The 13,595-nt window shown below is 70.3% G+C and carries 1 protein-coding gene (cut by a window edge); it reads left to right on the top strand.

All coding sequences use genetic code 11. The annotated features are described in order from the left end of the window. The first annotated feature begins 9 nt into the window (after positions 1–9). A protein-coding gene (locus MK313_RS12200; protein ID WP_287781841.1) for an SDR family NAD(P)-dependent oxidoreductase crosses the window boundary here: on the top strand, positions 10–13,595 show its 5' portion. 3,280 nt of this gene lie beyond the right edge of the window; only the first 13,586 of its 16,866 coding nucleotides appear in the window; the start codon lies at positions 10–12; its stop codon lies off the right edge, out of view.

Genomic DNA, 13,595 nt, shown 5'->3' with positions numbered 1-13,595 from the left:
CGCCGCCTCGTGCTGTCGGGCCGCCGGATCGCGCCGGACGCGGCGGCGGAAGCGGCGCTGGCTTCCTTGCGCGCGGGCGGTGCCGAGGTGCATCTCGAAGCCTGTGACGTCACCGATGCGGAAGCGGTGGCAAGGACGGTGGCGCGCATCGAAACCGATATCGGGCCGCTGCGGGGCATCATCCACGCCGCCGGCCTGCTGGATGACGGCTATATCCTGACCAAGGCGGCGGACAGCATCGCGCCGGTACTGATGCCGAAGATCGCCGGCACGCTGAACATCGACCGCGCGACCCGCGATAGCGACCTCGATTTCCTGCTGCTCTGTTCCTCGATCGCCGCCAGCTTCGGCAATGCCGGACAGGGCGACTATGCCGGCGGCAATGCTTTCCTCGACGGTTTCGCCGAGCATCGCACCCGGCTTGCCGAGGCTGGGGAGCGTCACGGTGTTACCCTTTCCATCGGCTGGCCGCTCTGGAAAGCGGGCGGCATGAGCGTCGATGCCACCGGGCTGGCGGCGCTTGCCCGGCGCTTCGGCACGGTGCCGATGCCGACGGCGGCGGGCCTCGGGGCGCTGGACCGCGCCTTTGCGGCTGCTGCGCCCCGGCAGGTGGTGCTGCATGGCGCGCGCGACCGCATCGATGCGCTGCTGGCCGAACCGGCCCCGGTTGTGCAGACAGCGGTGCCGCCTGTCCAGGAAGAACAGGCTGCCGACGATGGCGAGCTTGCCGCGCGCACCATCGCCTTCCTGAAGGAGGTGCTGGCCGAACGCTTGCAGATGGACCCGGCGCAGCTGCGCGCCGACCGCAGGCTGGAGGAATACGGCCTCGATTCCATCACCATCGTCGAGGCGACGGCGCAGCTGGAGGAGGCGCTGGGGCCGCTCTCCAAGACTTTGTTCTTCGAATATGTCGATCTGGCCGGCATCGCCGCGCATCTGGTGGAGGAGCGCCGCGCCGCGCTGATGGCCGCCTTACCGGGCGCATCACAGCCGAAAGCGGCACCGGCTGCCGCGCTGGCCGCCGAACCGCCGGCGAAAGTCTCCGCCGCGCCGCGCCCGGATGACCGGAAGCAGGACAACCGGCACGACATCGCTATCGTCGGCCTGTCGCTGCGCGTCGCGCGCGCCGCCAGCCAGGACGAGTTCTGGGAGATGCTGTCGAACGGGCTGGACGGGTTCGAGGCCTATCCCGCCGAGCGCTGGAACCATGCCGCACTGCTGCACCCGGAGCGCGACGTGCTGGGCAAGACGGTGGTGAAGACCGGCGCCTTCCTTAAGGATATCGACAGGTTCGACCCGCGCTATTTCCGCATCTCGCAGCATGAGGCGGAGCTGATGTCGCCGGAGGTGCGGCTGTTCCTGGAGGCCAGCGTCGAGGCCTTCGAGGATGCCGGCTATTCGCGCGAATATATGCAGGCGCGCTATGGCGGCGATGTCGCGGTGCTGGTCGGCTCGATGACCAACGAGTACGACCTCTACGGCTTCCAGAACATGCTGGTGCGCGGCGCGCTGGCCAGCGGCAGCTATACCGGCACCGTGCCGAACATGGTGTCCTATTTCTACGGCTTCACCGGCCCGTCCTATTTCCTCGACACCATGTGCTCGGCCTCCTCGACCTGCGTGCATGAGGCCGTCCATATGCTGCGCGCCGGGCGCTGCAAGATGGCGCTGGCCGGCGGTGTGAGCCTGCTGCTGCACCCGCAGAAGCTGATCGCCACCTCGCAGGAGCATTTCACCAGCAAGACGGCGGAGAAGATCAGGGGCTATGGGCTGGGCGCCGACGGCACCATCCTCGGCGAGGGTGTCGGCGCGCTGGTGCTGAAGCCGCTGGCGGATGCGGAGCGCGATGGCGACCATATCTATGGTGTCATCATCGGCAGCGGCATCAGCAATGCCGGCGTGCGCAACGGCTTCACCGTGCCGAACCCGCACCAGCAGGCCGCCGCCATCGAACAGGCGCTGGAGGATGCCGCCATCGACCCCGCCACCCTCTCCTATGTCGAGGGGCATGGATCGGGCACGGCGCTGGGCGACCCCATCGAGGTGAAGGCGCTGACCCAGGCCTTCCGCAAGTACACGGATGCCAAGGGCTTCTGCCCGCTCGGCACGGTGAAGTCGAACGTCGCGCATCTGCTGGCCGCCGCCGGGGTGGCCGGCATCGCCAAGGTGCTGGCGCAGCTGCGCCACGGCCAGATCGCGCCGTCGCTGCATGCCGAGGTGCTGAATCCGAACATCCCGTTCGCCGACACGCCGTTCCGGGTGCAGCGCGAACTGGCGCCCTGGACCCGTCCGCGCGATGCGGCGGGGCGGGAGCTGCCGCGCCGCGCCGGTGTCACCTCCATCGGCGCCGGCGGCATGAACTCGCACATATTGATCGAGGAACATGCCGCATCGCCGCGCCATGATGTACCGGCGGGGCCGGAACTGCTGGTGTTCTCCGCAATGTCGGAGGCGGCGCTGATCCGGCTGCTGGCGCGCATGCGCGATCATGTTGCAGCCCATCCGGACCTGGTGCTGGCGGACCTTGCCTATACGCTGCAGACCGGCCGCAACGAGCTGCCCTGCCGGCTGGCGCTGGTGGCCGACGATATCGCCAGCGTCCCGGCGCTGCTGGCGGATTTCATTTCGTCGCGGGGGCCGGACCCGCGCCCCGCCCCGCATTGGCATTTTGTGCGCAGCATTCTGGAGGTGGAGCCGCCCGCCGATGCGGCACGGCTGCGGCAGGATATCGGGGCCCGCGCGCTCGACCGGGTGGGTGCAGCCTGGACGGCGGGGGCCAGCATCGACTGGGATATGCTGCACGAAGGCCGGCAGCCGCGCCGCATCTCGCTGCCGGCCTATCCGTTCGAGCGGGTGCGCTGCTGGTATCCGGAATTCGCCGATGCGCCCTCGGTGGTCAACCCACTGGGATCGGCATCGAAGCTGCATCCCTTTATCGGCGTGAACCGCTCCGGCTTGGAGGGCTTGCGCTATAAGACCGCAATCCATCCGGACGAGCTGTTGGATTACAGCTTCATGCAGGGCCGGACTCGCAGCATCCTGCCGACCGTTGCGGCGGAGATCGCGCTGGCGCTGGGCCGCATCGCAGGGCTGGCCGGGCCGCTCTCATTGCGTGACCTTGCCGTGTGCGGCGCGCCGGCCTGGGCGGATGGATCGGAACTGCACGCCACGCTTGATCCGCAGGATGACGGGCTGCGGGTGCGGCTGGAGATGACGGATGCGGCGGGCGCCCGCACGCCCTATGCCGAGGCGCGGGTGCAGGCGGCCCCCACCGCCTTGCCGACGGAGAGCTTGCCCTCATCCGGCGAGGCGCTGGATGGTGCGGCTTTCACGGCAAGGCTGGCCGAGCGCGGCTATGGCTTCGCGCCCTATCTGGAGGTGGTGACGCAGGCACTGGCCCTGCCGGACGGCGGCCTGCTGCTCGACCTCGCGCGGGACCATCCGCAGCAGGATTTCTTCAAACAGACTATGCAACTGCCGCCGCGTGTGCTCGCCGCGCTCTATCAGTCGGTGCTGCTTGACCAGCCGCCTTCGGAGACGCCGCCGCTACTGGCCGGGCTGGCGTCGGCGGTGCTGGGCGACCGGGTGGAAGAGACCGTGCGGCTGCTGGTCCGCCGGCAGGGCGACGGCACTTATGCCGTGCGGCTGTTCGATGCCGAGGGCGCAGTGCTGGGCGCGCTGGACGGGGTGCGCTTCGCGGCGCCGGATGCGCTGGACCGTGCCGCGCCTGCGCCGGTAGCGGTCGCGGCGAATGCCGCCGATGGGCTGGTGGGCGAACTGCGCGTGCTGGCGGCGGCGATCCTGAAATTCCCTGCCGAGGAGCTGAACCCGCGCGAGCTGTTCTACGAGCTGGGTTTCGATTCGATCTCGCTGACCCGTTTCGCCGGGGAGATTTCGGAGGCCTACAAGGTCACGCTGTCGCCGGCGGTGTTCTTCGAGTGCGAGCATATCGAGGCGCTGGCCGCCCATCTCGCCAGCCGTCACGGCGTTGCGGCGGGAGCGACGGTACCAAAGCCTACCGCTGCGCCGTTGAAGGCGGCCGCGCAGCCGGCGGTCGCAACCCACCGGCCTCCGCCGGACGGCGCGGTGGCGATCATCGGACTGGCCGGTCGCTTCCCCGGCGCGGCAACGGCCGAGGAATTCTTCGCCCGGCTGCTGGCCGGCGACGACCTCACCGGTGAATTGCCGCTGGCGCGCTATGGCGCGGATTACCGCGCGCGGCTGGAACGGGCGGGCTTTCCGAAACGCGGCGGTTTCCTTGCCGATATCGACCGGTTCGATGCCGGCTTCTTCCGCATCTCCCCGGTCGAGGCGGAGCGGCTGGACCCGCAGCAGCGCCTGATGCTGGAGACCGCCTGGCGTGCGCTGGAGGATGCCGGCTACCGCCCGGAGGAACTGCCGCGCGACACCGGCGTCTTCGTCGGGGTGACGGCGCAGGATTATGCCGCCCTGCTGCGTGACCACGGCGTGGCCAGCGATGGCTATGTCGCCACCGGCAATTCGCTGGCGATGGTGGCGAACCGGCTGTCGCATTTCTTCGATCTGAACGGGCCGAGCGAGGCGGTGGATACCGCCTGTTCCAGTTCGCTGGTGGCGCTGCTGCGCGCGGCCGATGCGGTGAGGTCAGGGCGCTGCGGCGCGGCGCTGGTCGGCGGGGTCAATCTGACGCTGGCGCTGGAAGGGTTCGAGGGGCCGCATCAGGCCGGCATGCTGAGCCCGGAGGGGCGCTGCAAGAGCTTCGGCGCCAAGGCCGACGGCTATGCGCGCGGCGAGGGCGTGGTGGCGCTGCTGCTGAAGCCGCTGGCCGCTGCCGAACGCGATGGCGACCGCATCTTCGGACTGCTGATCGGCGGGGCGGAGAATCACGGCGGCCGCGCCGGCTCGCTGACCGCGCCGAATGCGAAGGCGCAGGCCGATCTGGTGGTCCGCGCCATGCGGGGCATCGATCCGGCCAGCATCGCCTGTATCGAGGCGCATGGCACCGGCACGGCGCTGGGCGATCCGGTGGAGGCGAACGGGCTGCGGCTGGCCTATGACACGCTGACCGGCGGAAATTCCGCTAGCCTGCCGCCGATCCTGCTGGGCTCGGTGAAATCCAATATCGGCCATCTGGAGGCTGCTGCCGGGCTGGCCGGCGTCGTGAAAATGCTGTTGGCGATGCGGCAGGGCCGGCTGCCGGCCTCGCTGCATTGCGCCGTGGCCAACCCGCATCTGGACCTCGCCGGCTCGCCCTTCCGGCTGGCGGTGGAGACGCAGGACTGGCCGGTGCGCCACGATGCGCAGGGCCACATCCTGCCGCGCCGGGCCGGAATCAGCTCCTTCGGCTTCGGCGGCAGCAACGCGCATGTCGTGCTGGAAGCCTATGAGCCGGTTTCCGAATCGCGCCGCAGCCCGCTGCCGCCGCACCGCTTCGCCGACACGCGCTACTGGATACCGGGCGTGCAGGCGGAAACGGTGACGGCGCTGGTGCCGCATTGGGTTGAGGCGCCGCTGGTTCCAGCCGGCACCGCACACGCGCGGCATATCATGGTGGCGGGCGGCATCGGCATTGCGACGTTGCCGGGCGTCGATCTGCTGGCCCCGTCTCTGCCGGTGGAGATCGGCGCTGCCTATGGCGCGCTGGCGGATATGCTACTGCGCACCGTTCAGGACGTGCTGAAGCAGCCGGGCAAAGGACGGGTGCTGGTGCAGCTGGCCGTGCCGGATGCGGGTGAAGCTGCATTGTTTGCCGGCCTTGGCGCGATGCTGGACAGCATCGCCGCCGAACATCCACGGCTGCTCGGCCAAACCATCACCCTGCCCGCCGGTATCGCGCCGGCCGAGGCGTCCCGGCTGCTGGCGGCGGAGGCTACAGGCCCGTGCGACCGCCATGTCCGCTACCGCGCCGACCAACGCTGCGTGCGCAGTTGGAACGATGCGATCCTGCCCGCCGAAGGCGTGTCCTGGCAGGAAGGCGCGGTCACGCTGATTGCCGGCGGCATGGGCGGGCTGGGCCGGATGCTGGCGCGCGATATTGCCGAATCCGCACCGGGGAGCGTTCTGGTGCTGACCGGGCGCGCGGCGCTGGATGCGGAGCGACAGGCTTTCCTTGAGGAATTGCGGCGGTTGGGCGCAAAGGCCGAATACCGGCAGGTGGATATCGCCGATGAGGCCGCCGTCGCCGCGCTGGTGCGGGAGGTCGCGGCGGCGCACGGTCGTCTCGACCGGGTGGTGCAGGCCGCCGGCATGCTGCGCGACGGCTACGCGCTGCGCAAATCGTCAGAGGATCTCGCGACCGTGCTGGCGCCGAAGCTCAAGGGCACGCTGGCGCTGTGGCGCGCCTGCCGCGACCTGCCGGTAAAGCCGTCCTTCGTGCTGTTCTCCTCGCTCGCCGGGGCGGTCGGCAATCCGGGACAGGCGGATTACGCGGCCGCCAACGGCTTCATGGATGCGCTGGCCGAACAGCAGGGCGCGCCGCTGCTGGCCATCGGCTGGCCGCTCTGGCGCGATGGCGGCATGCGTGTCGATGTCTCGGTCGAGGCGGAGCTGTTCCGCCGCATGGGCCAGCGCCCGCTGGAGTCGGCGGACGGGCTGGGCGTGCTGCGCCGCGCGCTGGCCGCCGGCCTGCCGCGCCTTGCCGTAATTGCCGGGGAGGGGGAGCGCATTCGTAGCTTCTTCGCTGGCGCGGACCGGCCGGACTTGCCGCAGGCCGCACCGACGACATCCTCTGATACCGCGCTGCGTGACCGGGTGGCGGAGCGTCTGCGAAATATCTTCGCGGAGGCCAGCGGCCTGCCGGCGGGCGGTATCGACCCGTCCCGCCCGCTGGAGGAGTACGGCATCGATTCGCTGATGGTGACCCGGCTGAACGCGGCGCTGGAAGCGCCGTTCGGCGCGCTGCCGAAGACGCTGCTGTTCGAGCACCGCACGCTGGCCGCGCTGGCTGCGCATCTGGCGGCAGCCAAGGGGGACGAGTGCCGGCGCTGGACCGGGCTCGCTTCTGCCGAACGCACGATGCCGGCTGCCGCCCAGCCGGTGGTGCGCGCTACATCCGCGCCGGTTTCCCAGGACGAGCCCATCGCCATCATTGGCCTCAGCGGGCGTTATCCCGGTGCGCCCGACCTTGACGCCTTCTGGGCCAATCTGGCGGCGGGCCGCGATGCCATCACCGAGATTCCGCCCGAGCGCTGGGACATGGAAGGCTTCTTCCAGGCGAATGCCGATGAGGCGGTGGCGAACGGCCGCAGCTATGCGAAATGGGGTGGCTTCCTGGAGGGTTTCGCCGAGTTCGACCCGTTCTTCTTCCGCATCTCTCCGCGCGACGCGGCAGCGATGGACCCGCAGGAACGCTTGTTCCTGATCGGCGCCTGGGCGGCGTTCGAGGATGCCGGCTATGGCCCGACAAGGCTGGCGCGCCAGCATCATGGCCGCGTCGGCGTGTTTGCCGGCGTGACCAAGACCGGCTATGCGCTGCATGGGCCGTTCCGCACCGAGGGCGGGGCGATGGTACGGCCTGGCACCTCCTTCGCCTCGGTCGCCAACCGGGTGTCGCACGCGCTGGACCTCTCCGGCCCCAGCCTGCCGGTCGATACCATGTGTTCGTCCTCGCTGACCGCGATCCACGAGGCCTGCGCCCATCTGCGTGCCGGCAGTTGCGAGGTGGCGCTGGCCGGCGGCGTGAACCTCTATCTGCACCCTGCCAATTTCGTCGAGCTGAGTGCCGCCCGCATGCTGAGCGCGGAAGGCCGCTGCAAGAGCTTCGGCTATGGCGGCGACGGCTTCGTGCCGGGCGAGGGGGTGGGCTGCGTCATCCTGAAGCTGCTGTCGCGGGCGCTGGCCGATGGCGACCGCATCCATGCGCTGATCCGCGCCACCGCGATCAACCATGGCGGCCATGCCAATGGCTATACCGTGCCCAGCCCGGCGGCGCAGCGCGACCTGATCCGCGCGACGCTGGAAAAGGCCGGCCTCACCGCCGATGCCGTCACCTGCATCGAGGCGCATGGCACCGGCACGGCGCTGGGCGACCCGATCGAGCTGGACGGGCTGACCCAGGCCTTCCGCAAGGATACCGCCGCCAGCGGCTTCTGCGCGCTGGGCTCGGTGAAGTCCAACATCGGCCATCTGGAGGCGGCGGCGGGCATCGCGGGCCTCACCAAGATCCTGCTGCAGATGCGCCATGGCCAGTTGGCGCCGACGCTGCACGCCAGCGTGCCGAACCCGAACCTGGCGCTGGCCGACTCGCCCTTCCGGTTGCAGCAGGAACTCTCACCTTGGCAGGGCCGCCCCCGCATCGCCGGCCTGTCCTCCTTCGGGGCGGGCGGGGCGAACGCCCATGCGATCATCGAGGAATGGCCGACGCCCTCCTTCCCGGTTGCGGAAGCGCCCAGCCGAGTGGTGAGCGCCGTGCCGCTGCCGGTGCTGCTCTCGGCGCGCGATCCCGAGCGGCTGCGCGAGATGGCCGAGAAGCTGCTGGCCTTTGTCGAGACTGAGCACCCCAAGGCGGCAGGCGACACCCTGCCCGTCTGGCGCGCCAGGCTGGCGGAACTGCTGGCGGTCGCGGAAGCCGAGATCGACCCGGACGAGCCGCTGGACTCCTACGGCATAGAGCTGGCGCAACTGCTCGCGCTGAAGGGCTGGGCCGAGGATCGCTTCGGGCAGGCGCTTGTTGCGGCCCGCTTCACCCCGGCGGCGACTCTGCGGCAGCTTGCCGGGCCGGCTGAGGCGGCGGGCAGCGGTGCCGTACCGGCGCTGGCGCTGGCGGACATTTCCCACACGCTGCAGATCGGACGGGAGGCGCTGGAGTGCCGCCTCGCCATCGAGGCCGCCTCGCTTGCGGAACTGGCCGGGGCGCTGCGCGCCTGGCTGGACGGGCGGCAGAATCATCCCGGCCTGCAGGAAGGCAATGCGAAGGCCGACCGCGCCGCGCTCGCCGGGCTGCTGGACGCCACCGAGGCGCGGGAATTGGCGGCGCGCTGGCTGGCCGAAGGCAGGCTCGGCAAGGCGCTGGCGCTCTGGGCCAAGGGGCAGGAGATCGACTGGCCGGGCGTGCCGGGCGGGCGCATCGTCTCGCTGCCGACCTATCCCTTCGCGCGGCAACGCTTCTGGATACCCCGTCCGGCGCGGGATGTGACGGAAGCGGTCGCGGTGGCGCTGGCCGACAGCCCGGCGGGCCGGGCGACGCTGGAGGCCGGCAATGACCTGCTGGAACGCCAGATCGCGCCGGTGCTGCGCGCCGTGCTGACGGATTTGCCGGAAGAGGATGTGGTGCCGGAGCTGCGGCGCTGGCGGCAGGCCGCGCTGGCGCTGCTGGCATCGACTCCAGCGGGCGAGGCGGCGGACTGGGAAGGCTTCGCGGCGGCGCACCGGGAAGACAAGGCGCTGGCCGCCCGCATCGCGCTGGCCGGGGCGACATTGCGCGCCTTGCCGGATACTCTGGCCGGGCGGGTGAAGCCGACCGCCGTGATGTTCCCGGATGGCGGGATGGGGCTGGTCGAGGGCGTCTATAAGGATAATCCGGTGGCCGCGCGCTTCAGCGACGGGCTTGCCGGGGCGGCTTCTGCCTTCGTCGCGGCGCGGCTGTCGGCGGCACCGGACCGGCGCCTGCGCATCCTCGAAATCGGCGCCGGGACCGGCGGCACCAGCGTGTGCGTGTTCCGGGCGTTGGCCCCGCACCGCGCCGGGATAGCGGAATATCTCTACACCGATGTGTCGCGCGCCTTCCTGATCCATGCCGAGCGCTCCTACGCCGACAGCGCGCCCCATCTGACGACGGCCTTGTTCGATGTGGAAAAACCGCTGGCCGGGCAGGGCGTGACGCCGCATGGCTACGATCTGGTGATCGCCGCCAATGTGCTGCACGCGACCGCCGATATGCGCCGCACGCTGGCCACTGTGCGCGAAACGCTGGCGCCGGGCGGGCTGCTGCTGGCGAACGAGACCAGTGCGGCGACCCTGTTCACCCATGTCACCTTCGGCCTGCTGGAGGGCTGGTGGCGTTTCACCGATCCGGATGTCCGGATTCCCGGCACGCCCAGCCTGACGCCGGCCTCCTGGCGGGCGTTGCTGGAGGAAACCGGGCTGCACTGGGTCGGCGGTTCGCCGGATGGCGAACTGGCGCTCGGCCAGCAGCTGATTGCCGCGCGCCTGCCGGAGGATGCGGCGGTGGCCGCGCCGGCAGCACCGGTCGTAGCCGCGCCGAAAGCGCCGGAAAAGCCCGTCATGGCGCAACCGTCCGGCAGCCTGCGCGATGTGCTGCTGCGGCTGCTGGCGGAGACGCTGAATGTGACGCCGGCCAGCATCGACGTGACGCAATCCTTCGCCGATTACGGGCTGGATTCGATCCTCGGCATGGAGCTGGTGCACCGGCTGCGCCGCGCGCTGGATATCGAGTTCGACCAGACAAGGCTGTTCGACTTCGCCAGCGTGGCGCAGCTGGAAGGCTTCATCGCGGCGGAGTACCCGGCGGCTGTCGCCTGCCTCGGTGCGGCGCCGGAACCGGCGGCACCTGTGGTTGCCGCTCCGGCGGTGCGGCGTTCCGAGCCGAAGGAGAAGAGCCGCGAACCCATCGCCATCATCGGCGCCAGCGGCCGCTTCGCGAAATCGCCGGACATGGAGGCGCTGTGGGGCCATCTGCTGGCCGGCCGCGATCTGGTGGAGCCGGTCAGCCGCTTCGACCTCGACAGTCTGTACCGGGATTCCACGCCGGGAACCTATGGCAGGCACGGCAGCTTCATCGACGGGATCGACCAGTTCGACCCGGTGTTCTTCGGCATTTCCGGGCTGGAAGCCACCTATATGGACCCGCAGCAGCGGCTGTTCCTGGAGGAGGCCTGGAACACGCTGGAAAATGCCGGCCATGCCGGCGCGGATATCGCCGGGCGGCGGGTCGGCGTGTTCGTCGGCTGCAGTGCCGGCGATTATCACGATTTGTTCAAGGGCGAGGAGGCGCCGGGCCAGGCCTTCTGGGGCAATACCATCTCGCTGATTCCGGCGCGCATCGCCTATCTGCTGGACCTGAAGGGGCCGGCGGTCGCCGTCGATACCGCGTGCTCCAGTTCGCTGGTGGCGCTGCATCTGGCCTGCCAGAGCCTGTGGAACGGCGAGGCGGAGATGGCGCTGGCTGGCGGCGTGTTCGTGCATGCGACGGCGCGCTTCTACCGCTCCGCCAACCAGGCGAAGATGCTGTCGCCCAGCGGACGCTGCGCCGCCTTCGGCGCCGGGGCGGACGGCATCGTGCCGGGCGAGGCGGTGGGCGCGGTGCTGCTGCGCCCGCTGGCCGAGGCGCTGGCCGATGGCGACACGATCCAGGGCGTCATCGTCGCCAGCGGCACCAATCAGGATGGGGCGACCAACGGCATCACTGCGCCCAGCGCCGCCTCGCAGGAACGGCTGATCCGCAGCGTCTATGACGGGTTCGGCATCGACCCCGACAGTATCGGGCTTGTGGAGGCGCACGGCACCGGCACGGTGCTGGGAGACCCCATCGAGCATGCGGCGCTGACCCGTGCCTTCCGCCACTATACCGGCCGCACCGGCTTCTGCGCGCTGGGCTCGGTGAAGTCGAACATCGGCCATGCCACCACGGCGGCGGGCATTGCCGGGCTGGCGAAGCTGTTGCTGGCGCTGCGCCACCGCACCATCCCGCCGACCATCCACGTCGGCAGCGGCAATCCGGCGATCCGCATGGATGACAGCCCGTTCTTCGCCAGCGAGAATCCAGTGGACTGGAAGGCTTCGGCTGGCGCGCCACGCCGGGCGGCGATCAGCTCCTTCGGCTTCAGTGGCACCAACGCCCATGCGGTGGTGGAGGAAGCACCCGCCCTGCCGCCGCGCGCCGCTCTGCCGGCTGGCGGGCTGATCGTGCTGTCGGCGCGCACGACCGAACAGCTGCGCCGGCAGGCGGAAAATCTACTGACCCATCTCGATGCCCAGCCGGAACAGGAGCTGGCGGATATCGCCTTCACCCTACTGGCCGGCCGCCGGCATCTGCATCACCGGCTGGAGCTGGTCGCCAGCGACCGGGCGGACCTCGCGGCAAGGCTCCGCTTCTGGCTGGACGGTGCGACGGAGAGCGGTGTCGAAACGGCGGAACTGGACGAGAAGGACCGCCGCGCCGACCCCGCCCGGCAGGCGGAGGGGGAGGCGCTGATCGCCGCGATCTCCACCGCCGCCGATCCGATGGCACTGCTGCCTGCACTGGCGCGTCACTATCTGGCCGGCGACGCGCTGGACTATGGCGCGGCCTGTCCGACCGATGCGCGCCGGGTGCCGCTGCCAACCTATCCGTTCGAGCGCAAGCGCTATTGGGTGAAGGCGGTGGAGGAGCCGAAGCCGGCTGTGGTGGCGGCTGCCGCTAAGCAACCCGCCATTACTCTGCCCGAACCGGCAGGGTTGCCGCGGCCTATGGCTTCTGCCGCGACGCCGCCGAAGATCCGGCTGGCACCGCTGACGGCCACCCCGGCGGCGGTATCGGCCACACCGACCGGCACTCTGCGCCGCCTGCCGGATGCGGACGGGGTGCGCCGGCTGGAGCTGTCGGGCGGCTGGAGCGATGCGCAGCAGGCAAAGCTGGCCGGGGAACTGGCGGCGGCGTCAACGGACGACAGCGTGCGCGCGGTGCTGGTGACGGGAGACTGGGACGGCACCGCCGCGACAGGTGACGGGCTGAATGCCGCGCTTGATTGCGCCGTGCCGGTGGTGGCGGCGCTGGCCGGCTCGGCGAAAGGCGCCGGGCTGCTGGCGGCGTTGCAGGCGGATTTCCTGCTGCTGGCAGCGGATGGTTCCTATGCCGGCCAGCCGGGGCTTGCGCCGGCAAGAGCACTCATGGACCAGCGGCTGGGCCGCGAGGCGGCGCATCTGATGCTGGCCGAAGGCCGTGCGTTGAGCGGTGCCGAACTGCGTGCGCGCGGTGTGGGTATGCAGGTGCTGCCCGCCGCCGATATCGTCCGGACGGCTTCGGCGCTGGCAACGCAGATCGCCCAGGCACCGCGCCTCAGCCTCGTCGAGCTGAAGCGCCATATGCGCCATGCATTGCCGCCGCGCAGCGATTTGCCGTCCGGCGATCATCCGCTGCTGGCCGCCATCGGCGAGGGGGCGACGGCTCCCGCCGGCAATCCGCGCCGCATCGCGCTGGCGAGTCCGGTGGTGGCGCTGGAAATCTGGCCCGATGGCGTGGCGCTGCTGCGGCTATGCGAGCGGCAGCACAAGAACACCTTCACCCCGGCCTTCATGGACGGCATCCAGGAGGCCTTCACGGCGATTGCCGGCCTGCCCGAAGCGAAGGTCGTGGTGCTGACCGGGCATGACGGCTATTTCGCCTGTGGCGGCACGCGCGACGGGCTGACCGAGCTGCAGAGCGGCGCCACCCGCTTTACCGACCTGAAGATCTACAGCCTGCCGCTGGAGTGTGAACTGCCGGTGATCGCCGCGATGCAGGGCCATGGCATCGGCGCCGGCTGGTCGCTCGGCATGTATTGCGATCTGGCGCTGTTCGGGGCGGAGAGCGTCTATCACAGCAACTATCTCTGGTTCGGTTTCACGCCGGGCGCGGGGGCGACGCTGATCTTCCCGGAACGGCTGGGCGACGATCTGGGCCGCGAGGTGCTGTTCACCGC

Origin of the sequence: Oceanibaculum sp., assembly GCF_022449305.1 — a bacterium.
Classification (GTDB): domain Bacteria; phylum Pseudomonadota; class Alphaproteobacteria; order Oceanibaculales; family Oceanibaculaceae; genus Oceanibaculum; species Oceanibaculum indicum.
This window is presented reverse-complemented; position numbering and strand designations above follow the sequence as displayed.